Consider the following 24,711-nt stretch of genomic DNA (forward strand, 5'->3'; position numbering starts at 1 on the left):
GACGGCGAAACTTGTGCGACTGCCATGTTCCGGTGAACGAGGTAAGCGGAGCGATCTGGAGCGGGTCAGACGGGGGCGATTGCCTTCCTTGTTTCACGCCCGTAGCCCGACACGAGTTCGCGCATCTGGCCGTCGTTCAGTGAAAAGATCCAGCCGTGCACAAGGGGAGAGGGTGCACGCCCACGCACGAGCGGATGCTCGCGCAGCAGGCGTACCTGTTCGAGTACATTAAGTTCGACGAGCCGGTTGATGCGTGCCTCTTCCGATGGCAGGCGAGCGAGCGCCGCGTGATGCGTGTGTGCGAGTGCGCAAAGCGGCCTGATGTGGCGGTTGAAGTGCGGCGAGGCATCGGCTGGCGGAAGTAGCGAGGCGCGCACGCCCCCGCATCCGTAATGCCCGCAGACAATGATGTGCGCGACCCGCAGCTCACACACCGCATATTCGAGCACGCTCATGGTGTTGTCGTCATCAACATGAAAAAGGTTAGCGATGTTGCGATGAACGAATAGATCCCCCGGCGCGCACTGGGTGATGGTTTCGACGGGTACGCGGCTATCTGAGCAGCCAATCCAGAGCACTTGCGGTTTCTGCCCCATGGCTAGCGCGCGAAACAAGTTTGGTTCGCGCCGTCCGATTTCCTGGGCCCACGCGACATTGGCGACGAGCATGCGTTTTGGAAGATTCACGAGTCGAGACTCCAATCAGGTCGTTGGCTTCGATCAATGCTTGCGAATAGCCTTCTATCAAAAAAATGGGTCGTTCCAAAATGACGCTGGACGACGCCAATACGTGGCGCGGACTTCGCGGTCACCCGTCAATCAACCAACCCAGTGCACTCGGCCGCCGCCGGGATACCCTAGCAGGCCGCTGGAATACAGCCCAACGGAGACGGCCTTGTTCCGCTTACGCGGTTTCTGCCGAAAATTTTTCTGATTGCGCAATCTCAACGCGAATTCAACGTTGTTTTGGCGGTTTGAGGCTACTTTTTTGGCCTCATTGCCGCTTTCCCGCCACTATGGACGCACCCGTGCCAGCGATCGCATGCGCACAAGGTTGTACGCCGCCATATTCAACACGAACATCTGGTCCACCTTCTTCAAGCCATGCACCATCACCTGGCGCATGCGCCCCACGGTCTTGGCCCTGCCGAAACCCTGTTCAATCAACTTGCGCTTTTGCTCGAAATGGCGTAGCCCACGCTCGAGGCAATCGCATCGTGCACTGCCGAACGCCGCCCCGAGGTGTTTTGCGCAACGTGCGGCGTGACCTTCATCTGCTGGCGCGCCTCGACGAATTCCTGTGCGTCGTAGCCCTTGTCTGCACCCAGCGTGATTTCCTCGCGCGGATCCTCTGCCGCCTGCCGTACGTCGTGGATCATGATCTTGGCCGCTTCACGCTCGGCATGACCGTCGGCGCGTGTCACACGTGCGTTGACCACCAGGCCGTGCCGGTTGTCCGTTAGCGTATGGCCCATGTAACTCAATTCGCTGGCCGTTTTGCCTTTTCGATAGAGCTTCGCATCGGGGTCGGTCTTCGACTGATGTGTCTCGTTGCTGCGTTTCTCGCTTTTTGCAGTCGCCCGCGCCGCCACCATCGTTGTCCTGATCGTCGCCGTTCTTGCGTACAAAACTCTTGTGTCCGACCCACGCCTGGATTAGGGTGCCGTCCACGCTGAAATGCCCGCCCGAGAGCAGACACTTCTTCCCGGCGATGGACACCCCTTCGTTGAAGAATTCGATCACGGCGTCGTGCTCGATCAGACGCTCGCGGTTTCTCGTAAAGACCGTGGGCACCCACACCTCGTCGTCCATCGCCAGGCCAATGAACCAACGAAACAGCAGGTTGTACTGCACCTGCTCCATCAGCTGGCGCTCTGAGCGGATGCTGAAAAGCGCCTGAATCAGCGTGGCTCGCAGCAACTTCTCTGGCGCGATGCTCGGCCTCCCGCCCTTTATGTCCGCTTCGTACATCTGGGCGAACAGTCGATCCATCTTCGCCAGCGCTTCATTCGCCATCACGCGGATCGAACGCAACGGATGCGACTTGGGGACGAAGTCGTCCAGCTTGCACATGGAAAACAGACTCTCGGTGAATGTGTCGGCGCTGACGCCATGCCGACTGCCATTTGCCATCGTCCCGGCAGAAGATTCTTCCATGATGGCGATCTCATACAGTTTTTGCGCCGACAGATGGTGTTGAGCTTGATGAGAATTGCGATGCATTTCATTCCAGTCATTAAGGTTTGCATAACAGAATTCAGTCTACCCGGTATTTTAGATGAGTCATCGTGTCGCAATTGTGTCGTCAAATACGTTAGGCTACCCCGTCCATTGTTTGAACGGAACCATGCGTTGCCTCAGTAGGCGCATAGATTTGCGCACATCTTTTATACCGACTGTGCTTCAGATGCATTGATAAAATGCAGCAAACAGACCTCAATAGGACCTACGCCATAGACATAAGTGCAGGCATAAATTAATTTGATGACGTACTTCTCAGTAGTCTCGCTTACCGCGTGGCATTATTTGCGCTCGGCTGGTTCCGATTATTGGGTGTGCGCAACAAAGTTCGGTGCATGTTGCGGTGGCAGTGCGATGAGTCCGCGTCGATAAAGGACTGCTAACCGGTTTGGTCGCGGATCGATCATATTGGCATTGTCGCGTTGCTGGGGTGGTCGAGTAAAATCGTGGGATGAAGGGTTCTGGTTCAAATAGGTAGGATAGCTTATTGATCGAACAGGACCGCATTCCATACGGTGGGCGCAGCGGCCTCCTTGAGGCCGAGCTTCGCGAGATCGGAGTGCTATCCAGCGAAACCGCGTCGATCCTGATGCGAACGATCTGTGCACGCTGCAATTCCGTGAACACGCGACGCAGCACGCCACTTCTGGACCAGCGGTTCATCCGCGTGTAAATCGTATGCCATCTACCGAAGCGCTTCGGCAGTCCACGCCACTTGCAGCCGTGCTCGGCGACATAAAGATCGCATTGCACTTGCAGGTTCGTCAGACTGACTGTTGCCACGCTGTCGTGGCAGACAATGCTCGATCCGTTGATAATTGGGCTTCGGTGATTTCCATCGCCAGAGTGGACGATCAAACGACATTAGCGTGAACACGCCATAGGACCACTTGTCCACCGGGGCCACGTCACCATCCTTGCCTGTTCGCAGATCTTGCTCCGATACAGCTGCGCAAACTTCCGCAGCTGCGCAAGTTCTTTTCGAGATTGGAACCGAGCCTGATCGGCATCGAACACCGTCACGGTTCGCACTTCTGGGCTCTGGAATTTATCTCGCAGGGGGGCACACGGTTCGACTGCTGCCGACACAATATGTGAAACCCTTTGTGGTCGGCGGCAAGAACGACGAGAATGATGCTTCCGCCATCTGTGCAGCTGTGCCACACCCGGCATTGATCCAGCACCGATCAAGTGCCGAACAGCAACCATTGCAGTCGGCTCATCGCATGAGTGAGCGGGCCGTTTGCGAGCGAACCGTGAAGTCAAATCAGATACATAGCATGTTTGCATGCAGAAGAGGGGTTCATCTTCCGGACGGCCCCTGTCCAGCTTCGGTAGGACTTCAATGGTTCAATGGACTGGGAGTCGGTGCCGTCGCAGACGGCTCTCGTGCAAACCTCCTTTGATCGCTATCCGGCGCTTTCGTGCTCGCTGTCTTGCACGTGACCATATTCATTGGACAGGCTTTGACGGATGGGCTTGCCGCATCGCAGATTCAGGTCCAGACGACAGAACGGGCTCGCGAGGATATCGTCGACGCGATTAGCGGGAAAGAGCGAGTGGAGCGTCAGCCTGATTGCTCGCCAGTCGGTAAAGGCACCGCTTTCGGCAAGTTCGAAGGCCCTCCTCCGGATAATCCCGCGGCACTCGATCGTGTCGGCGTCGGCCATATTTTTCATAGTCGCACCTCCTCCTGAGTAACAGTCATTCGTGCGTCATCCTGACGCGTAACTTCTGGGGAATTCCGGATCATGCGGCCTTGGCACGATGACGAGGAGCCCCCGGGCGACTACGTTGATGGTTTCTCTGCTGCGAACCACGATGCGCCACAAACTAAAAACCTGCCGCCGCCCGCTCGCGCACCTGCATTAGTGAAGATACGCGCGCGATTCACCCTCGATGTTGATATGCGTCAATGCTGCGAACGAGCCAACCAACACCGTGATGCGGTCGGAGTAGAACAGCGAATATAGTCCCTCAATCCCATCTCGTTGTACAGAAGTGTCGTACCCTTCGCGCAGGATCTGTAAAGTGGCTCCCGGATTTGAGACAGTAATTTAGTCGACCCTGAAAAACTCGAAGCGCCTTGCGCGGCAAGGGTTTGAAGCTGATAGTTGTTGATGCATTTGCAGGAACTTCCCGCTCGCGGTGATTTGACTGGTGTCAACCGCAACGATCCCATTCAACTTCTAGCGTTCGTCGAGGCAATTCCGCCCATCCGCGGCAAGCCTGGCAAACCACTATCAAAGCCTCGGGTCGTTGAGGGCGATAGAGGTTACGACCACGACAAATATCGATGTCCACTGCATGCGGTCATGCATTGCAGAAATCGCTCGACGTGGTCAGCCTCTGTTGAGCAGACCATCTCGTGGCTTCACAACTTCCGCCGACTGCGCATCCGCTTCGAACAGATCGCTTCCATCCACGGATGGCTTTCTTCAGAATTGCCTGCTGCATCCATATGCTGGCGACCACCTGAAAAAGTGATTCTGCAAACCCCTTACTGCCGCGGCTTTCCGACACAGCATCAACGTTGAGTGCAAAGTGAGCCACGTCACCCCCCCGAGCCGTGCGCGGGGCTTCTGCGAGAAGAATCAGCGAAGCATTATTCAGTCCCAGCTCGAACTCAAGAGCCGCGAGGAACCGGCTTTGCGCATGACGCTATCCGACGGCTAATGGGTCTACAGGCGGAGCCTTTTCCTCAGGCGTGACGTCAGCGCGCGGGCCGGCAGGCTCGCGAGCGAGGCAACGGCAAATACGGACAGGATCGTCACTGCATCTGCAGCGAGACCCAGCCACACATCATGCTGGCCGCCGGTTGTCCGGGCCAACACGGCATCGGCGCTCAGCGAAACTACGGTGCCGGCGACGAAGCACTGCAGGCTCCTACGGCCGATCGCTCCGACCCACGGTGCCCTCTCAGCAGCGTGTCGTATCCAGCCACGGCGGACGAGATCGGCGACCAGCCACGCCAGCGCGATGAAATTCACCGCGCGTGGCCATTCGAGGTCCCGCTTCATGATGCCAGGCGTTGAGGGCTCGATCCTCAGCTTGTAATAGGCACCAGAGGCGATGATCGCGAGCGCTGCAAGCCACGCGATCCTGCCGAAACGCGCGGAATCGATGTGTTGATAAACGGGCTGGCAGCGCGCGAGTGCGCCGAGCACAAATACCAGTTGCCAGGCGAACGGATTGAAATCCCATCGGTTGTTCAGTGCGGCGGGAAGATACCAATATAAGGTTCCCGCGACCGCCCAGAGCCCGAACGATAGCGCTACAAGTAGCCACGGGCGCTCGCGTGCGAGCGGTACCATCACCGGTGCTGCCAGCGCGAAGAGTACGTACATCGGCAGCACCGACGCAAGATATGGTTGACGGCGTAGCAGCACGATATCGCGCAGCACCGTTGCCGGCGACGCAATCAATTGCTGCAGATCACGTGCCGTGTGCGGCGTTTCGATGTGGAACGCGCGCAAGACGGCGCTCGCCAGCAGCAGTAAGCCAGCCGTGAAAAGAAATGCCCGATAGATCACCCACGCTCGTTTGATAAACCACCTACGCGCGGCCGCTTTGTCGCGGTACGCTGCCAGAGTAGTCCATGCGGTGGCTGTCGAGTAGCCCGCGAGAAACACAAACGCTTCAGCAGCGTCGCAAAGCGCATACGTGTGCAACGTAATGTGCGACACGACGCTGCCGCTGACGTGATCGACGACAACGATCAGCAATGCGAGACCGCGGAGAAAATCGAGTTCTGGCAGCCGGGAGGTCGATGAATGCATGGAGTATGGATGGTGTGAGGCTGGAGCACTCACGGGCAGGGCGCTCGGGTGCAAACAGAACGCATGAAGGAAATTTCATTACGGAAAGGATTCGCCATCAAGAAGAGAGAACGAGCTACCACACTGCTGCCGACGTAGTGTCTTGAAGGCTTAATTTTGCCCGCTAATATGCCCAATATCATTGGGCTTTGCGAACCGCATCGGCTGGCATCTGGCCGTCCCGGGCAGGGCTTCGCTCCTGCTAGCCGCGCAAAAATTCTTTCGACCGCGTAGACATGAAGTCTTCTATGCGCGTGTAATAGCGTGGAGCATCTGTTTGCGTCCAATCCAGAATCCGGGTTAGCTCTTCCCAATAGGCAACTGCAGATTAATTGGTTGTTGCATTCTGCTTCGTCGAACGCTTCGCTCTATAGCCATCACATGCCTTGCCGAACGCGCCTAGCATCTTCCGGCTCCTCGTCGCTTGAGGCGTGCCATTCAGGAGGCCACTGCAGCGCGAGTTAAAATGTGGATGCGTCCGTGTACAGTGCTTCCATGCCTCCGTCATCCGCGACTGCCTCCAACCGAACTCTTTGGCCAACCTGTGCGATTCCTTGCTTGTATAGCGAGTTGACGCGTAACTCGCTGCCGTCGACCGCAGTCCGCCAGACCCGACGACAATCAGACATGCTCGAAGCGGAGCGCGTATTCACGTCCCGTCAAAGCGATATTGCCACATTAGATCAGTTATTGAATATGAATTTTTATTATGGAAACCTAACGCATACTAATGCGTGTATGCGTGGAAGATGATCTTGATGTCAGGTTCGTCAGGTTAGTAGGTAGGGCTCAACCAGCATGAAGCCGCTCACCCTAGCGGCAACGCCCGATTTTCGTCCCATGATCGGTTGCAGCATTGTCATCTTTTCGTCACGGTGCTGCGTCGTTCGTAATACCGTAGATCACGTAGTTTCGCGGAGCTAAAGTCGAAAGTAATGGGATCGACGCCCCCACCCGAAGCGGCATCAATTTGCCAAATCTATGGTCCGCCACATTTTTGCAACCCTGATTTTCGATGGCGAGCTGGCTTGCCTAAATCTATTCGGCGTCGTTTTGGGGGGCGCACCCCGCGCCACGATGAGATTCGCGCCTGACGATCCTTAACAGTGGCTCGGCTTCGAAAGCCTGTTTGGCACGCAGGTTCTTCGTCAGGCCGGTATGCCGTTCACGTCATCAATTTTCGGTCGTCGCAAAACCAGTTGGGTGAGTGTGGTCAATAAAGATGAAGCCATGTTCGTTCAGGTCGGGCGGGTTGTGAAGCCCGCGTCGAATGTGGTGTGGCGCGCAACAATTGCTCAGCCGGTTCGCGCCAGCTTGTTGGCCAGTGCAGACGCCACCAGGCTTGAATGCCGCTGCACGAGCATTGCGCGAACCCAGTCCGTCAGGCGGCCGGTTCGTTTCTCTAGGCCTCGCATGTAGGCTCGGGCGCACAGGACGAGCAGGCGCCTGACATTTTTGGCGCCGCGCCGGCTGATCCCGAGAAGATTGGTCTTGCCGCCCGTACTGTATTGCCGGGGGACGAGCCCAATCGATGCCGCAAAATCGCGGCTGCATCCGTACTGTTTTGCATCGCCCATTTTCGCGGCCAACGCGCTTGCGGTGACCGGGCCAACTCCCGAGATGCTCATGAGGCGCTGTCCCATCTCGTCCTCAGCGAGCTGGCGGCCCAGCTCCTGGTCAATCTCACCGATCTGTTCCTCGAGGTACTTGACGTGCTGGTGGTGGCGCTCCAGAATCGCAACCAGCCGGAGCGGCAGTTCCTGCATGGCGAGCACGGACGGCAGACGTGCGACAGCGGCCTTGCCCACCGGCAGACTGATGCCAAACTCGAGGAGAAAGCCATGCATCTGGTTTACGGTTCTGGTGCGCTCGCGCACCCATCGATTCACGCACACGATGCAGCACCGAAAACGTCTGTTGCGATTCCGTCTTCGGGGTTACAAATCTCCATCGCCGGGCGCGAGGCTGTTTCGCAGATCGCCTCGGCGTCGACGAAATCATTCTTGTTTGACTTGACGAATGGCCTGACGAACTGAGGCGAGATAAAGCGCACCGTGTGCCCGAATTCGGCCAGCTTGCGGGCCATATGATGCGAACCGGCACAGGCCTCCATAACGACGGTACAAGCATGGAACGTCGCGAAGAATTCGACCAGTTGTTTGCGCTCATCTTTTTACGGAACACAGCGTTGCCTTTTGCGTCCTGCCCATGCAGGTGAAATGTGTGTTTGCCCAGATCGATACCAACGAGCGTGACTCCGTCCATGATGGCCTCCAGTTCGGTATGAACACTGCCAGCCTATCCTATCCGCCAGGGCGGGGACCATCCCATTAGTGGAAGTGTCACCGCAACCACCTGACCGAGGGGTGCGCCCATCATGAAGATTACGACGATTGGCATCGATCTGGCGAAGAACATTTTTTCCGTGCATGGTGTAAATGAACATGGCCGAACCGTGCTGAAGAAAGTGCTCAAGCGAAATCACGTTGCGGAGTTCCTTCGCCAACCTCTCCACCTGCGTAATCGGGATCGAGGCGTGCGCCAGCGCGCACTGTTGGGCCCGCAAGCTGCTGGCAATGGGCCATACCGTAAGATTAATCGCACCCCAGTTTGTCAAGCCGTACGTCAAGACGAACAAAAACGACGCGGCGGATGCCGAGGCGATCTGCGAGGCAGTCGCGCGACCTAACATGCGTTTCGTACCGGTCAAGACCATCGAGCAGCAATCGGTGTTGTCGCTGCATCGCGTACGTCAGGGTTTTGTCCGGCCCCGAACCCCACAGGCCAACCAGATTCGCGGACTGCCGCCGAATTCGGGATCGTTGTTCCCCAAGGCATCGGGCATCTCGAGCGCCAGGTGCCCGAACTAATCGAAGATGCAGAGAGCGATCTCACTGGCTCGTCTCGATTGCTGATCCAGCGGCTCATTGACCATCTGAAGGACCTTGGCAGGCGGGTCCGGGAGCTCGAGAAGCAGATTCAGTCCTGGCACCGCAGCGACGAAACGAGTCAACGCCTCGCACGTGTCCCCGGCATCGGGCCACTTACCGCGAGCGCGCTCGTCGCGTCTGTCGGTGACGCAATGAGCTTCAGGAATGCCAGGCAACTTGCGGCGTGGGTCGGTCTGGTACCCCGACAGAACTCCAGCGGCGGCAAGAACGTGCTGCTGGGCATCAGCAAGTCAGTATGACTTCCATTCGGCAAGGCTGGCCGCCGTGCGGTTGTAGACGCGGGTTTGAGCAAGCTTGATGAACAGATTGCCACGATCGAGCGACGTTTGCAGGCGTGGATGAAAGAGGACAAGGCGAGCAAGAGCATTGCCGCCATACCGGGTGTAGGCCTGCTCACGGCGACCGCCGCGGTTGCGACCATGGGAGACTCAAAGTCATTCAGATCAGGCCGCGAATTCGCGGCGTGGCTCGGCTTGGTACCCCGACAAACGGGCTCCGGCGGCAAGGTGGTCCTGCTGGGAATCAGCAAGTCAGTATGACTCCCCGTGAGGCGAGGCTAGCCGCCGTGCGGATGTAAGCGCGGGTTAGCATGGCTGCCAGAGCCGCATTGAGTGGGGACGGATCCGCCGCTCAACGGTCTGTTTCCGACACGGAGGCTAGCATGCACGACGATAGCACGTTGTACGTAGGGCTCGACGTTCACAAGGATTCGATCATGGTTGCCTACTCGGTCGATATGGGCGACGTAGAGTTGCTCGGCAAGATCGGTACGACACAGATCGAAGTTGATCGCCTATGCAAACGGCTGCGGTGCAAAGCACGACACATTTGCGTGGTCTACGAAGCAGGCCCATGCGGTTATGGCCTCTATCGACGGCTGATCGACAAAGGCTTCGACTGCATGGTGTGCGCACCATCGCTCATCCCACGCAAGCCGGGTGAGCGCGTCAAGACAGACCGCCGCGACGCAATCAAGCTGGTGCGCTCACTGCGAGCCGGTGACCTGTCCGCCGTGCATGTGCCAACGATGGAAGATGAAGCGTTTCGCGATCTGGCCCGTGCCTGGTCATCAGCCAGAGAAGACCTCAAGCAGGCGCGATGCCGGCTGAAATCGTTCCTGCTCCAGCATGGTGTGAATTACTTTGGACGAGCGGACTGGGGGCCTGCTCACCGCCGCTGGCTTAGCACATTCTCGTTCGATAGTGGCTGGCAACAACTGGCATTCAACGAGCACCGCCGCACGATCGAGGATCGCTTGGCGCAATGCGAACGACTGGAAACCGCGCTGCGTGAAGCCGTTGCAGATTGGCGTTTCTATCCCGCTGTGCTTGCGCTGCAGTCGATGCGGGGCATTAACTTCACGTCGGCTGTCGGCCTTGTGTCCGAACTGGCCGATCTGTCGCGCTTCGAGCATCCACGCCAACTGATGGCGTGGCTTGGCGTGACGCCGTCGGAACATTCGTCAGGTGGCAAACGGCGACAAGGCAGCATCACAAAGACAGGAAACAGTTACGCAAGAAAGCTGCTGGTCGAATCCGCGTGGAGCTACCGTCATCCGGCACGCGTGAGCATTGATATCCAGCGGCGACACGAAGGAATTCCAAAGGCGATCATCGATCGAGCCTGGGACGCGCAACTGCGGCTGTGCCGGAGATACAGGAACCCCCAACCAACATAACCCGAGCGATCGCCAGGCCGATAACTGGTCCGTCCTGTGAACAGGGTGATCTTCATGCGGCAGTCCGACAGAGATATAGTCATGCGACGTTCTCCACGTCCAGAATAACCGCACCTGTGCGCTGTCCGCTCTCGACCAGCTCGTGCGCGCGTGCGCAATCCCGAAGCGGCAGTACCTCATGGATTGGTACGTCGAGCGTCCCCAGCTCCAGAAGATGATTGATGCGCATAGCTGCGTCGGCTCGTTCCCCGGGTGTGAGCAAATAAACCAGCACGAACTGAAGCTCGATGCCCTTGAACAGAAACTTGTAGAACGGTATCTCCGGCCGCATCACCCTGGCTGAGCCATAGGTCACCACTGTCGCGCGATCCGAGAGCAGATCGGCCAGAGACTCCACATTGGCGCCGAATTCGACTTCAACGGCGTGATCGATTAGTCGCCCATTTGTCGCATCGAGCACGTCCGCAACGAAGGTGGGGCTCGTGTAGTCAACGAAGGCATCGGCACCAGCGCTGGTGATGCGTTTTTCATCAGCTGAGCCATGTCCGGATGCGACCACGAACGCGCCTGCCTGCCTGGCGAACTGCACGGCCAGCCGTCCGACTGTGCCGGCTCCGCCACTGATCAGGACGGTGCGCCCGGCCACGTCGCCGAAAGCTGTCGTGACGTGGCACGCCGTGAGGGTTGGAATGCCCAGTGCTGCGCCAACCAGGTAGGAGGCGTTGTCCGGGAGCGGGAAGACCAGCTTCTCGTCAATCGCAATGTACTGGGCAGCGGTGCCGGAAGCCCGTCGCCACTGCCCATTGCTTACCCAGACGCGGCTTCCAGGGGTGAGCCGGTTGCATCCAGGGCCACACTCGATAACGATCCCGGCACCGTCGCTGTGTGGAATGACGAACGCAAAGGCAAGGTCGCTCTTCCCGCCGCGAGTCCCCGCCCTCGCCTTGACGTCCGAGGGGTTGACGCCCGACGCATGGAGTTGCACAAGGACTTCCCCATGACCGGGGGACGGCATTGGACGCTCCCCGTTCACTAGCACCTCGCGTGCGGGTCCGACCCGCTCATACCAGACAGCTTGCATCGCGTTCTCCATTCATTTTCGTAACGAGGAAATCGTATCGCGGAGCCATCAAGCTGAAGAACGCATAATACCGATCGCAGCTATCGTTATTGGAGATTGATGTGCGAGACCTTGACATAGACCTCGTCCGCTGCTTCGTTGCTGTCTCGGATGCGCGGAGCTTCACCGGTGCATCGAAACGCCTTTGCAGATCGCAGTCCGCGATCAGCACGCGGGTTCAGCGGCTTGAAGATTTACTCGGGGTCGAGCTTTTTTCCCGCAACAGTCGCCAGGTCGAGCTAACTACTGCCGGGGAACAGTTCCTCAACTACGCTGTCGGTCTGCTGCGTCTGAACGATGAGGCTGTCGGTATGGTTGGCCGCAGGAACCTCGAAGGGCGCCTGCGCCTGGGCATCGTCGAGTATCTTGTTCCTCACCGGCTGCCGGAACTGTTAGGCCGGATTCGTCGACTGCTCCCGCGGGTTGAGCTGAGCGTCAGGGTAGCGCTTAGTGAGGAGTTGCTACGTGCGTTCGATGCCGGTGACCTTGATGTCGTTCTCGTAAAGGAGCAGGAGGGTCGCGGCTCACCTCACCTGTTTCGCGAGGAAAAGATGCACTGGGTCGCGGCTCAAGATCTGGACGTCCCACCACCCTTGGTTGACCTGTGCCTGCTGCCCGCTCCCTGCGCGTTCAGAGCTGCTGCCATCTCGGCGCTCAATTCGGGCACGATCCAATGGCGAGAAGCGCTGACTTTGAGTGGCGTCGTCGGTGTCCAGTCCCGCATCAAGGAGGGCCTTGGCATTTCGGTCCTTTGCGAATCCGCGCTGGACGACGGACTTGTTACCTTGCCGCAAGGCAATGGTGCCTGGCCCGAATTGCCGGGGATAAGGCTGGTGACCTATGAGCGAAGTCCTGATCCACTTGGTCGTGCGCTGATTGACCTTCTGAAGGAGTGAGTGCGGCTACCCGTGCGGGAGTGGCGGCAATTTCCGGGCGCCTTCGTTAAAATGCTCGGTGCTGCGCGCGCCCAGCACCGACGCAATGCTTGACCGCTATCGTGCGCGCCGAGCCGGGGCCAAAAAAAAATCGGCGCAGGCCCCGGCAAGAAGTTGTCTGTTGCATATGCGAATGCAACCGCGACTGTATGGCGTTCCTCCTTGAGGCCGAGCTTCGCGAGATCGAACTGCCCATTGCAAATGCGATGCGTCAACTCGATTCCTGAAATCGTGGTCGCGGCGCTCCCGAATCGCTTGAAACCAGGCATCACGTTCGTTCTGGACTTGATGTGGCGATGGCCTTGCTCGATCCCGTTGTTCGGATATTTTGAGGAGCGGACCTTCGTGTCTTCAGCCAGCAGACCATCGGTCTTCATTTCGCGTACCGCGCGGTGTGAGGCGGCATAGCCGTCGAGCGTGATGGTCTGCAGCGGCTGGCCCTGACGCTTGATGGCCTTGCTGAAAAGAGCTTTGGCCGCAGCCACGTCGCGTCGGACTCTGAGCATGAAGTCCACCGTCTGCCCAGCCCGATCCACTGCCCGGTACAGGTAGACCCACCTGCCGCGAATCTTCAGGTAGGTCTCATCGGTACGCCACGAGCGAGCCGCAGGTGTAGCAAAGCGGTTCCAGCGTTTGACGAACTCGGGTGTATAACGCCTCACCCAGCGCAGAATCGTCGTGTGAGCCAGCGACAATGCCCGTTCGACCATTACTCGACCAGATCGCGAAAGCTGAGCTTGTAGCGTAGGTACCAGCGAACGCACACAATGATGATCTCCCGATCAAAATGGCGTCCGCCGAACAACTTCTCCGGACTCTTCAGCTTGTTCGTCGCGGCTCGTCGGTTTGTTTTGTTCCGACAACTCTAACCCATTCGCCGGCCCTATTTGCACCAGAGCCCCACTGAGATGCCTCGATGCGCCATCATTCTTCCAGGTTTCTCAGACTGAGCGGATAGGCCACATACCAGCGCACGCAAGTCAGGATCACATCAAGCGGGTAATGCAGGCGTTTGAGCACGCGGGCCACGGTCGGATTCAGCGTCTTCATCCAGCTTTCAGTCGTTCGTCTTGTTACGAACATCATAGCCGACTCGACCTATTGCAACAAAACACAGCAACATCACGTCTAGCGGGTGATGCAACTGTTTGAGTACTTTTGCCACAGCTCGGATTGAGCTTCTCGGTCATCGATCAAGTCACACATTAAGGGCCGTCAGCATAGCAGACCGCCGTATTGCGACAGATCACCGCAGAGCAGAATTTTATGCGGTCGAGGTTTTGTACCTTCCGGATTTTCTCCTATGATCAATGCGGGCGCGGTACCTCACGCCGACGAGCCTGGAGTGTCAGTGTACGCGTCGTTTGCTCAACGCGTATTCGGCGGTCTGATTCACGAACGGAAGAGATTTAGGATTCCCGTTGCATTGAAAATCCCTGTGGCTGCTCGATGCCACCCGCAATTCGCGGGGCGACACGTAAACGCTGCGCCGCAATCGCACGTGTTATCGGATCGCCACAATTTGACCGGATTCACTCCGGGGACGAAGGAGCATTCAATGGGGCAAGCGAACCGATCCATTTTTGCGCGCGCATGGCCGGTAGTGGTTGCGCGCCTCATCGGGCTGTCGTCCGGTCGGCGTCGCCATAGTGTGATACGTAGCGCATCAGAGGACGTCGCGCAGGCGGAGCCTGTTTCCACACACTCGTCCCGGACGTGTCCTGAGGCGAATGCCACGTATCCCGATCTTGACGGGCACGCGAGCTGGCTCGACGAGCGCTCGTTCTGCCTTTACGTACCGATCGTCGCAGGCAGTGGGGAAAGGGGGCTCGCCGTATGGGCGGACCGGTTGCGTACGCTCGGTCTCGCTTCGGTCGTGACGACGGTCGGTGAATCGTTGCGTGACAGCGTGGACGTCCTCCATGCTGGTTGCGATGCGGGTTTGGCCGAACCCGAACCTTATCTCGAAGTCCTCGTCGGCGGCGAGACGGGCGCTTTTCTCTACTATCGCGGCGACGAGATCGAAGACGAACTCTCCGCCTTACACGACGCGCTCGATCGTCGCAGTCATGCCAGCCGTCCACCATCCTGACAGGGCTTGTCGCCCGTATTTCACAGCGATGCACGCCGGCATCTGCGGTGCCGCGTGCGCGCTTGTTTTCGATAGGGGGTTACACGATGTTGAATGCAGTCATTCCGAGTCAGGCGACCGTCTATCAGCAATGGGTACAGGGCCTGAGCGACTCGAACGAGGCGTTCCGCAGGCTCGCTGACGCGCAGTTGCGCATCAGCGCTCTTGCGATCGACGTTGGCGTCGCGTCGCTTGTGTCGTACCAGTCGGTGCTGCGCGTGGTGATCGACGAGAACGTCGTTGGCAGGCTGTTCGGCCAGCCGCTACGGCAGGCGATGACGGCTGCGGTCAAAATGGCAGCGTGCGGATCGGCGAGCGACGGCGCCGTCGTCTCTCACGCGTCGAGGTAGGCTCGCGATGACGACCTTTCTGCAGCAGCGCATTCGTTCTTTCGGTCCGCGTCCGTGTCTCGTGTCGGCAGGCGAGACCGTCACCTATGATGCATTCGGCAAGCGGATCGATTTCTGGCACGGCGAACTCGACCGTTGGTGCGTGAGGCGCGGTGACACGGTGGCCGTGTGCGGTGACTATGCGCCTGATGTCTGCGCATTGCTGCTCGCACTCGCGTTTGCCGGAGCGATCATCGTGCCCATTGCGTCTGCCGGCGTGAAGCGCGACGAGTTTCTTGAGATTGCGGAGGTCGGCCTCGTCATCATGTTCGACGTGGCAGGTGCTCCCCGAGTTGAACGCCGGTCGATGCCCGTTACCGCGCATCCGCTGATCCGGCAGTTGCGCGCGGAAGGTGCCGCTGGCCTGATTCTCTTCAGTTCCGGCTCCACAGGCCGAAGCAAGGCTTCCCTGCTTGACTTTGACCGGATGGCAGCGAGGCTCGAACGGGCGAAGGGCCGCGCGTACATCACGCTTGTCTTTCTGATGCTCGATCACATCGGCGGCATCAACACGCTGCTGAACGTGCTGTGCCAGGGTGGGACGATTGTGACGCCGGCTACGCGGACACCCGATGCGGTGTGCGAAGCGATCGCGCGCTACCGTGTCGAGTTGCTGCCGACCAGTCCGACGTTCATTAACATGATGCTGATTGGCGGTGTTGCGGCGCGCTACGACCTGTCGTCGCTGAGGCTCATTACATACGGCACTGAACCCATGCCCGAAACGACCCTTGCCGCGCTGCACGGCGCACTGCCCGGTGTGAAGCTGAAACAGACGTACGGACTGTCCGAGCTTGGCATCCTGCCAACGCAATCGAAAGGCGCGGGTTCGTTGTGGATGAAGCTCGGCACGGACGGGTTCGAACACAAGATCGTTGACGGCGTACTGTGGGTACGTTCCGCAACGGCGATGCTCGGCTACCTGAATGCCTCGTCGCCCTTCGATGAGCAAGGGTGGTTCAACACCCAGGATGTCGTCGAGACTGACGGCGAGTATGTGCGCGTGCTCGGGCGCCGCTCGGAGATCATCAATGTTGGCGGCGAAAAGGTTTACCCGGGCGAAGTTGAGAGCACGCTGCTCGCTGCCGGTAACGTCCGCGACGTGACGGTGTCGGGCCGGCCCAATCCGGTGACCGGACACGTCGTCGTCGCGCGCGTATCCTTGATCGAGCCGGAGGCGCCGGCGATGCTTGCCGCCCGGCTCCGGGATTTCTGCGCGGGCCGCCTCGAACGTTTCAAGGTGCCGGTCCATATCGATGTCGATGACGGCGTGCATCATAACGACAGGTTCAAGAAAGCCAGAATGTCACGACCGACGGAGCAGCCCGTATGAGCGATGCAGACGACGTAGTTATCATCAGTGGAGGAAGCAGGGGCCTGGGGCTTGCGCTGGTGCGCACGTGTCTGAGCGCTGGCCGGCGGGTCGCGACCTTCAGCCGTGCGCGCACCGGCGACATCGACGATCTGATCGAACGCGACACGCACGCCGCGCGGTTTCACTGGCAAGCAGTTGACAGTACCGACAGCGCGGCGGTCTCGCAGTTCGTTGCGGGCGTGGCGGACCGCTGGGGTGGCGTCAGCTCGCTTGTGAACAATGCAGGCGTGAGTCACGACGGGCTCCTGGCGCTGATGCGCGAGGATGCGATCGAACAGATGATCGCGGTCAATCTGACTGGCACGATCCTGCTCACGCAAAGCTGCACGAAGTGGATGCTCCGAGCGAACCGCGGCGCGATTGTGAACATTGCGTCGGTGAACGCGATTCGTGGCCACGCGGGGGTCGCCGTCTACAGCGCAACGAAGGCGGCGCTCGATGGCCTGACGCGCAGCCTTGCGCGCGAACTCGGTGCGTGCAACGTTCGTGTCAATTCGGTCGCGCCCGGTTACTTCGAAAGCGATATGGTGCAGCACCTCGACGAGAAGGCGCGTGCGCGGATTGCGCGACGCACCCCGCTCGGCCGGCTCGCCGATACGACCGACATCACAAACGTCGTCGAATTTCTGATATCCGATCGCGCCTCGTTCGTCACGGGGCAGACGGTCGCCGTGGACGGAGGCATCACATGCTGAATCAACGATTTGAGCGCCACGAGACCGAGCGGCTCGTCCATGGTGCCGTGAGCAAGATCATGAGCCAGCGCGGGCTGCCGGCGCGAGAACTGCGTGAGGACGACAGGCTGAATGCGACGCTCGGCCTGAGTTCGCTCGATCTCGCCCAGCTTGTGTTCGATCTGGAACTGACGTTCGGCGCCGATCCGTTCCAGACCCTCGTGCCGATCACGTCGGTCCAGACTGTCGGGCAGCTCGTTGGCGCCTATCTGCGGCTCTTCGACGACACGGGGCTGGCCGACCCGAATGACGAACTGGCCGATGCGCAGGCGGCAAGCGAGCGTCGCCGACAACGGCGGGGGGCGCGAGGATGACGGACGCGACCACGCACACGCCCAACGACGGAGCGAATACTTCTCCGTCGTCCTCCAGTCGTGGCATCGCGATCGTCGGGATCGGCTGCCGGTTGCCGGGGGCGAGCGACTGGAAAGCGTACTGGCAGAATCTCATCGATGGTGTCGAGTCCATTCGTTTCTTCGATGATGCCGCGCTGCTGCGCGCGGGGGTCGACCCCGCGCAGCTCGCATCGCCCGGTTACGTGAAAGCGTCGCCCGTCATTGACGACTTTGACCGCTTCGACGCGGGCCTGTTCGAATATTCGCCACGCGAAGCACGCGTGATCGACCCGCAGCACCGCGTCTTTCTCGAAGTTGTCCACGATGCGCTCGAGGATGCCGGATACTGGCCAGATACGTATGACGGTTCGATAGGGGTGTTCGCTGGCGCGGGCGGCGTGGTCAGCAGCTACTTCGCGTCGAACCCTGCGTTGCGCGGCTCGACGGGCGGTGTCGAGCACATCGGCAACGACAAGGATTTTCTCGCGACGCGTGTGTCGTACAAGCTGAACCTGACGGGGCCGAGTGTCACGGTGCAGACTGCATGCTCGACGTCACTCGTCGCGATCCATCTCGCATGCAGCAGCATCCTGAACGGTGAATGCGACATGGCGATCGCCGGGGCGTCGACCGTACGCGTGCCGCACATCGCCGGGTACACGGCGCGCCAGGGCGATATCCTGTCTCCGGATGGGCATTGCCGCGCGTTCGACGCGCGTGCGCAAGGCACGGTGTTTGGCAGCGGCGCGGGCGCGATCGTGCTCAAGCACGTCGAAGACGCGCGTGCGGATGGCGATCACATCTATGCGGTGATCCGCGGCACGGCGATCAACAACGACGGTGCGTCGAAAGTGAGTTACACGGCGTCGAGCGTGAGCGGGCAGGCGAAGGCGATGCTCGACGCTTTCGCCTGCGCGGGCGTTGCGCCACGGGCAGTGGGCTACGTCGAGACGCACGGCACCGGCACGGTAGTCGGCGATCCGCTCGAAATCGATGCGCTGACAAAGGCGTTCCGGCGCCACACACAGGACAGCGCGTTCTGTGCGGTCGGTTCGGTGAAGACGAATATCGGACATCTCGAACAGGCGTCGGGGATCGCAAGCGTGATCAAGGTCGCGCTTGCACTCGATCGCGGGCAGATTCCACCGAGCCTGAACTTCGATACACCGAATCCCAGGATTGCGTTCCCGCAGACCCCGTTCTTCGTGAACACCGCGTTGCGCGACTGGCCGCGCGGCGCTGCGCCGCGGTTCGCGGCCGTCAATTCGCTCGGTCTTGGCGGCACAAATGCGTTCGCCGTGCTTGAGGAGGCACCCGTTCGGGCGCCGACGACCGTTGAGGACGACCGTCCGCTGCACGTGCTCACGCTGTCTGCCCGCTCCGGGCGCGCGCTCGGAGCGCTCGCGGACCGATGGCGCCAGTCTCTTGCGACGACAGACAAGCCGGTTGCCGACCTCTGCCATACCGCGAATACCGGGCGCCAGCCGTTCAACTGGCGGCTGACGGCGATCGGCGGCACAGCGAGCGAACTGGCGGCGCAACTCGCTGCGCCCCCGTCGGTGGAGCGCCTTGGCAAGCGCCCGCTTGCGTTCCTGTTTGCCGGGCAGGGCGCGCAGTACGCCGGGATGGCGGCCGCGCTGCATCGAACGCAGCCGGTATTCCGCGCTGCGCTTGACCGCTGCGACACATTGTTGCGCCCGCATCTCGGCAAGCCGCTGCTGTCGGTCCTGTATGGGGACGCGCGCTCAAAAGCGCGCATTGACCAGACCGCGTATGCGCAGCCAGCGCTCTTTGCAGTCGAATGGGCGCTTGCCGAACTCTGGCGGTCGTGGGGCATCATGCCGGACGCAGTGCTTGGGCACAGCGTTGGCGAATACGTGGCGGCCTGTGTGGCCGGCTGCTATGACCTCGAGACAGGCATTGCGCTGATCGCGGCCCGCGGCCGGCTGATGCAGGCGTTGCCGAAGGGCGGTGCGATGGCCGCGCTCTTCGCAGGGGGAGAGACGGTCGCGCAACTGCTTGACATTTGCGACCCGCAGGCAATTGGCATCGCTGCGTACAACGGGCCCGAGAACACGGTCGTGTCGGGTCGCGCAGAGGCCGTCGCCGAAGTGCTCGCGCGTGCGCAGCAGGCGGGCATCGGCGGGCGGGAGCTGAGCGTCTCGCATGCATTCCATTCGCCTTTGATGGCGCCTGCTGCGACTGGGCTCGAAGCGCTTGCGGGCAACTATTGCGCGGCCGCGCCGACGATCCCGCTCGTTGCGAACCTGACTGGCGCCTTCGCGGACGCTCCGCCGACACCCCGGTACTGGAGCGATCACGCGCTGCAGCCGGTGAGTTTCATTCGCGGTGTGCGCACGCTCGCACAGGCTGGCATTGTCGATTTCGTTGAGGTTGGCCCCGGCACGACGCTCGTGTCGCTCGCGCAGCAGATTCTGGGCGATGGCGAAGCAGGCGAGCGGCGCTTCCTCGCCTCGATCGGACCCGACCGTGAATGGAGCGAGCTGACGGCGTCGCTTGCCGCGCTGTGGCGCAGCGGCACGCCAGTCGACTGGCGTGCGTTCGACGCACCGTACTCGCGGTGCCGCGTGTCCGCCCCGACCTGTGTGTTCGAGCGCGAGCGTTACTGGCTCGACGCGGGCCGCGGCGTGCCGGCGGGAAACATTGGTTTTGCGGTCGGTACCGCAACGGGACCCGGAGGCGATATTCCGGGCAGGCGTCTGCTCTCGCCGCTCGCCGCGTGGCAGTTCGCCGCGACCTACGACCTCGACACGGTACCGTGGCTCACCGATCACCGGATTTTCGGGATGGCAGTGCTACCGGTGACAGCGGGGCTGGTTGCCCTCGCGGTGGCCGGGAACGAGCGTTTTGCAGGCGCGCCCGTGTCGGTTGAATCTTTGACGTACGACGATGCGCTCGTTGTCCCCGATGACGGCGCGCGCGCCGTTCAGGTCGTTCTGCAAGGCGATGGGAGTGACATTGATGCCGAACTCGTCAGCCGCAGTGCGACTGACGACGCGTGGCGGCGCCACCTTCGCGCGCGGGTGTGTGCGCGTGCCGCACCACGCCTCGCGTCGATCACGATGCCGTTACCCGCATCGGCAGACCTCGAAAGGATGGTGCCGATCGAGCCGTTGCGATACTACGAGGTGATCGCACCGCTCGGATTCGGCTACGGCCCGGGCTTTCGCGGCATCGTCGCATTGTGGCAGGGCGATGAGGAAGCGCTGGGCCGGGTGGAACTGCCCGCGCATCTCGAAGTGGCCGCGTATCCGCTGCATCCCGCTCTGCTTGACGCGTGCCTGCATATCTATCCCGCGCTCGTACCCGAGTACCGTAGCCTTACCGGCCTAGAACCGAAACCGGAAGGCACATGGTTGCCGATTTCAGTCGAACGGTTCGAGATCGAGCGCACGGGTGCCGGGCACGTATGGGTACGGGCGAAACGGCGCCCGGCGCAGGCGGACGTCGTCACACTGGATATTGAGATCTACGGCGATGACGGCGCTCCCGTCGCACTGCTCGGTGGACTGACGGTGAAACCGATCACGCGCACGCAGATTTCGCCGCAGGTCAACTCACGCAATCGCGCGCTGCATCGGCTCGAATGGATCGAGCGGCCCATGCAGCCGCTGCAGGACGCGCCTGCGGCCGGACCGTCGAACTGGCTGATCGTCACCAGTTCCGATCTCGGCATCGCCGACGCGCTCGACGCACGGCTACGTGCACTCGGACACCATACGTCCGTGCTGCCGCTTCCGGAAAGCGGCACGGACGGCGACGTGCAGGCGTCGCTCGGCACCGCGCTGTCCGCGCACCCCGACGGGACCGGCTCCGTTGGTGTGGTGCTCCTGCATGGGCTCGGCGAGCGCGTGGACGAGGCCACCTCAGTCGACGCACTCGCCGCGGCCGAGCGCCGCTTCAGTGGCGGTACGCTTGCGCTCGTGCGTGCGCTCGCCGAAGCGAACATCGAGGCCGCGCCACGCGTCTGGCTCGTCACGCGCGGCGCGCACGCCCCTGTGGCGCGCGCGCCCGGCGGCGACCCGCTGCAGTCGTCAGTCTGGGGCATCGGACGTGTTGCCGCGCTCGAATATCCCGAACTATGGGCCGGGATGATTGACATCGGCGGGAAAGAAGACGCCGCAGCACTGGCAGCGGAGTTGTTCGCCGTTGACGGCGAAAATGAGGTCGCGTTGCGCGCGGGTCGCCGCTATGCCGTGCGCCTCGATCAGGATGACGAACCGGCGCCCGAACGGATTGTTCCGCCGTTCGATCCGGCCGCGACCTATCTCCTTACCGGAGGGCTGGGGGCGCTCGGTCTGAAGGTCGCGGACTGGCTCATCACCGCGCAGGGCGTCCGGCATCTGGTGTTGACGGCGCGTCGCGCCCCAGGCGAACAGGCCAGGGCGGTTCTCGAGCGTTGGGAAAAGCAGGGGGCGAGTGTGGTCGTCAGGCAGGCCGACATCACGCGCGAGGCGGACACGCATGTGCTGATCCGGCAGATCGGGGCCGAGCTACCGGCACTGAAGGGCGTGTTCCACTGTGCAGGCAATCTTGACGATGGCGTGCTAGCACAGATGGACTGGGACAGGTTCGCGGGAACGACCGGTCCCAAGGTGCTCGGTGGCTGGGCGCTGCACGTCGCGACGCGTGACCTGCCGCTCGATCATTTTGTGTTGTTCTCCTCCGTGCTGAGCCTGACGGGGGCGATGGGGCAGGCGAATTATGTTGCCGGTAATGCATTTCTCGACGGTCTGACCGAATATCGGCGCCGGCTCGGTCTGCCGGCGCAGGCGATCAACTGGGGGCCGTGGGGCGGTGAGGGTCTTGCGACTGAGTCAGGAGAACGGGGCGCGGCAATCTGGCGCGCGCGCGGCACAGTGTACATTGAAACAGAAGAAGGGATCGCGCTGCTGCACGCGATTCTCGCGCGCGGGGTCCAGCAGAGCATCGTTTCGATCACTGAATGGCCGCAATGGGCCGCGCAGTACCCCAGGCGCCCGCTCCTGCTTGAGCGGCTCGTGCGTGGTGCGCCAGCGCCTGCTGCCAGCGCCCTCTTCACGCGCGCCCAGGTGAATACGCGGCTGGGATCGGTGCCGGACCACGAACGGCGTGACGTGCTGCGCGACATCGTCGGTCAGATGGTCCGCGCCATCCTTGAAGTCAAGGGCGCTTTCGATTCGACACAGCCGCTTCGCGAGCTAGGTCTCGATTCGCTGATGGCGATCACACTGATCAACCAGCTCGATGCGGCCATTGGCGTGAGATTGCCAGCCGCAGCAATGCTCAAGGGGCCAAGTCTCGATCAGCTTGTCGACGAACTGCTACCGAAGGTCAAGGTTGAGAGCGACGACGCCGTACCCGAACAGATGGGGGCAGCGATGCCTGCGCTTGTACAGACCACCTTGAGCACGGCGGCTTCGGCGACTGTGCCGGCCGAACGATGGCTTGTCCGGATCCGGCCGAATCCCGAGGCGCGTTACCGGTTGATCTGCTTTCCGTTCGCAGGTGGCGGTTCAGCCGTCTACCGCGCGTGGGCAGATGCGACAGGCCTGGATGCGGAGATCCTTGCGGTCGAGCCGCCCGGCCGGCTCTCGAGGATTAGCGAGCCGCCCGTGAACCGGATCGACGCGTTCGTCGATGGTCTGCTCGCCGAGCTGCGTCCGCTGCTGGACCGGCCGGTCGCATTCTTCGGGCACTGTGTCGGCGGTCTGACCATGTACGAAACGACGCGTGCACTGATCGAGCGCGAGGGCGTTACACCCGCGCACCTGTTCGCATCGGGTGCGCGTCCGCCGCACCGCCTCGTTGCCGATGCCGCGTTCGAGCGCAGGCTCGCGGCGACGCTTGTCGAACTGCGTGAATTCGATATTATCGCACCGCTCTACCGGCAACCGGATGACGTCCTCGCGGAAGCGCTGCGTCACTTCCAGATCGAGGCGACCGAGCGGATGCTCGCGATTCCGGAGTTGCGCGAGCTCGTGCTGCCTGTCGTGCGGGCGGAGTTCGAGATGGCAAGCCGCTACGTGTTTGTGCCGCGTTCGCCGTGGTCCGTGCCGATCACCAGCTTTCGGGGCAAGGACGACATCTATGTGACGCACGAGGACGCGCTCGCGTGGCGCGATTTCACAACAGGTGAGTTCAGCCTGTTTACACGCGACGGGGCGCATTTCGGCGTCGTCGACGATCGCGCGTTCATTCTGGATGCGATTTCGGACGCGCTTGCCGGGTGAACACCGATGACAATGATGCCCGTAATGACGACGCGGTGGTTCCCCTCGGCGACCCCGACGACGACAGCGCGGCTGTCGCTGTTCTGTTTTGCGCATGCCGGCGGTGGCGCGTCGGCATTTCGCGGCTGGCGTCGCCTCCTCGAACCTGCGATCGATGTGTTCGCTGTCCAGTTGCCGGGGCGCGAGAGCCGGCTCGACGAGGTTCCGCATACTCGCATGGACCAGGCTGCAGACGAGGTCGCAGCGGCGATGCAGCCCTATCTTTGCCGACCGTTTGCGTTGTTCGGACACAGTATGGGGGCGGCGATCGCGTTCGAGGTGGCGATGCGGCTCACGTGCGCGCCCGTGCATCTGTTCGTGTCGTCGTGGCTGCTGCCTAAACCTGCGCCGCATCCGGGACGTTTCGTGAACCAGGTGACGGACACGGAGTTGCTCCAGACGGTTTCGCGATACGGCGGCCTGCCCGACGGGCTGTTGCGCGACGCCGAATTCGCACAGGAATTCGTGCGCGTGTTGCGCGCCGACATGACGCTGCTCGATGCTTACCGGCCCGCCGTGGTGCAGCTACGCTGTCCGGTGACCGTACTCGGCGGTGCAGACGACCCTGTTGTGCGTGCCGCCGAACTTGAGCGCTGGAGGGGGGTCGAGCGCGTCGCGGCAGTGCGTGTCTTTCCGGGCGGCCACTTCTATCTGCGCGATTCGCAGTCGGCATTGCTCGATACGATTTCGCGGCAAATGCTTGGCTTGCCCGCCGACCTGCAATGAGCGGAGC

General features: G+C 61.1%; 13 protein-coding genes and 9 pseudogenes. 12 read left to right on the forward strand and 10 right to left on the reverse strand.

Translation table 11 applies throughout. The features are described 5' to 3' along the window. Positions 1-65: 65 nt before the first annotated feature. The 4 genes and pseudogenes from AB4Y36_RS37315 to AB4Y36_RS37330 form a co-directional block, all read right to left on the reverse strand. The gene (locus AB4Y36_RS37315; RefSeq protein WP_368661798.1) at positions 66-686 is read right to left on the reverse strand and encodes a carbonic anhydrase; all 621 of its coding nucleotides are present in this window, start codon (positions 684-686) and stop codon (positions 66-68) included. 327 nt (positions 687-1,013) lie between these two features. After that, positions 1,014-2,132: pseudogene (locus tag AB4Y36_RS37320) on the reverse strand (IS5 family transposase). 660 nt (positions 2,133-2,792) lie between these two features. Continuing rightward, positions 2,793-3,105: pseudogene (locus tag AB4Y36_RS37325) on the reverse strand (transposase); the annotation flags it as partial. A gap of 544 nt (positions 3,106-3,649) precedes the next feature. Beyond that, on the reverse strand, positions 3,650-3,919 hold the full coding sequence (locus tag AB4Y36_RS37330) for a hypothetical protein (protein WP_342922778.1): 270 nt from the start codon (positions 3,917-3,919) through the stop codon (positions 3,650-3,652). Positions 3,920-4,393: 474 nt separating this feature from the next. Between AB4Y36_RS37330 and AB4Y36_RS37335 the strand changes: the two are divergent. Next, positions 4,394-4,777: pseudogene (locus tag AB4Y36_RS37335) on the forward strand (hypothetical protein); the annotation flags it as partial. A gap of 144 nt (positions 4,778-4,921) precedes the next feature. Here AB4Y36_RS37335 and AB4Y36_RS37340 read toward each other — a convergent pair. The 3 genes and pseudogenes from AB4Y36_RS37340 to AB4Y36_RS37350 form a co-directional block, all read right to left on the reverse strand. Next, positions 4,922-6,019, reverse strand: coding sequence for an OpgC domain-containing protein (locus tag AB4Y36_RS37340; RefSeq protein WP_069269243.1), 1,098 nt, complete (start codon positions 6,017-6,019; stop codon positions 4,922-4,924). A gap of 500 nt (positions 6,020-6,519) precedes the next feature. Then, entirely contained in the window at positions 6,520-6,687 is a 168-nt protein-coding gene (locus AB4Y36_RS37345; RefSeq protein WP_368661808.1) for a gamma-glutamyl-gamma-aminobutyrate hydrolase family protein, read from the reverse strand. Positions 6,688-7,353: 666 nt separating this feature from the next. Continuing rightward, positions 7,354-8,323 (reverse strand): annotated as a pseudogene (locus AB4Y36_RS37350) (IS110 family transposase). Between the two features lie 112 nt (positions 8,324-8,435). On the opposite strand from AB4Y36_RS37350, the pseudogene AB4Y36_RS37355 reads away from it, so the two are divergent. The 3 pseudogenes from AB4Y36_RS37355 to AB4Y36_RS37365 form a co-directional block, all read left to right on the forward strand. Then, positions 8,436-9,239 (forward strand): annotated as a pseudogene (locus tag AB4Y36_RS37355) (IS110 family transposase); the annotation flags it as partial. A 54-nt stretch (positions 9,240-9,293) separates the two neighbouring features. Beyond that, a pseudogene (locus AB4Y36_RS37360) lies at positions 9,294-9,539 on the forward strand (transposase); the annotation flags it as partial. A 131-nt stretch (positions 9,540-9,670) separates the two neighbouring features. Then, a pseudogene (locus tag AB4Y36_RS37365) lies at positions 9,671-10,669 on the forward strand (IS110 family transposase); the annotation flags it as partial. A gap of 97 nt (positions 10,670-10,766) precedes the next feature. Here the strand turns inward: AB4Y36_RS37365 and AB4Y36_RS37370 are convergent. Beyond that, positions 10,767-11,780, reverse strand: a complete 1,014-nt coding sequence (locus AB4Y36_RS37370) for an NADPH:quinone reductase (RefSeq protein WP_368685615.1) — start codon at positions 11,778-11,780, stop codon at positions 10,767-10,769. 89 nt (positions 11,781-11,869) lie between these two features. Between AB4Y36_RS37370 and AB4Y36_RS37375 the strand changes: the two genes are divergently transcribed. Continuing rightward, a complete protein-coding gene (locus tag AB4Y36_RS37375) occupies positions 11,870-12,703 on the forward strand; it encodes a LysR substrate-binding domain-containing protein (protein WP_069269255.1) in 834 nt (277 codons plus the stop codon). A 197-nt stretch (positions 12,704-12,900) separates the two neighbouring features. On the opposite strand, the pseudogene AB4Y36_RS37380 reads toward AB4Y36_RS37375, so the two are convergent. Further along, positions 12,901-13,565, reverse strand: a pseudogene (locus AB4Y36_RS37380) (IS6 family transposase); the annotation flags it as partial. Between the two features lie 104 nt (positions 13,566-13,669). Then, positions 13,670-13,792, reverse strand: a pseudogene (locus tag AB4Y36_RS37385) (IS6 family transposase); the annotation flags it as partial. 508 nt (positions 13,793-14,300) lie between these two features. Here AB4Y36_RS37385 and AB4Y36_RS37390 point away from each other — a divergent pair. From AB4Y36_RS37390 to AB4Y36_RS37420, 7 genes are all read left to right on the forward strand, one after another. Next, entirely contained in the window at positions 14,301-14,834 is a 534-nt protein-coding gene (locus AB4Y36_RS37390) for a hypothetical protein (protein ID WP_368685616.1), read from the forward strand. Between the two features lie 86 nt (positions 14,835-14,920). After that, positions 14,921-15,223, forward strand: coding sequence for a hypothetical protein (locus AB4Y36_RS37395; protein ID WP_069269246.1), 303 nt, complete (start codon positions 14,921-14,923; stop codon positions 15,221-15,223). 7 nt (positions 15,224-15,230) lie between these two features. Continuing rightward, a complete protein-coding gene (locus AB4Y36_RS37400; protein WP_368685617.1) occupies positions 15,231-16,595 on the forward strand; it encodes a fatty acid--CoA ligase family protein in 1,365 nt (454 codons plus the stop codon). Next, on the forward strand, positions 16,592-17,332 hold the full coding sequence (locus AB4Y36_RS37405; RefSeq protein WP_069269248.1) for an SDR family NAD(P)-dependent oxidoreductase: 741 nt from the start codon (positions 16,592-16,594) through the stop codon (positions 17,330-17,332). Before AB4Y36_RS37400 ends, AB4Y36_RS37405 begins: the two co-directional genes overlap by 4 nt. After that, entirely contained in the window at positions 17,326-17,685 is a 360-nt protein-coding gene (locus AB4Y36_RS37410; RefSeq protein ID WP_069269249.1) for an acyl carrier protein, read from the forward strand. The genes AB4Y36_RS37405 and AB4Y36_RS37410 overlap by 7 nt, the downstream gene beginning before the upstream one ends. Continuing rightward, positions 17,682-23,939 (forward strand): type I polyketide synthase, encoded by a 6,258-nt coding sequence (locus tag AB4Y36_RS37415; RefSeq protein WP_368685618.1) that lies wholly within the window; start codon positions 17,682-17,684, stop codon positions 23,937-23,939. Before AB4Y36_RS37410 ends, AB4Y36_RS37415 begins: the two co-directional genes overlap by 4 nt. Before the next feature lie 24 nt (positions 23,940-23,963). Then, on the forward strand, positions 23,964-24,704 hold the full coding sequence (locus tag AB4Y36_RS37420) for a thioesterase II family protein (RefSeq protein WP_368661801.1): 741 nt from the start codon (positions 23,964-23,966) through the stop codon (positions 24,702-24,704). The last annotated feature ends 7 nt before the right edge of the window (positions 24,705-24,711 follow it).

The sequence above is a fragment of the Paraburkholderia sp. BR10936 genome, from assembly GCF_040965735.1.
GTDB lineage: Bacteria > Pseudomonadota > Gammaproteobacteria > Burkholderiales > Burkholderiaceae > Paraburkholderia > Paraburkholderia nodosa_A.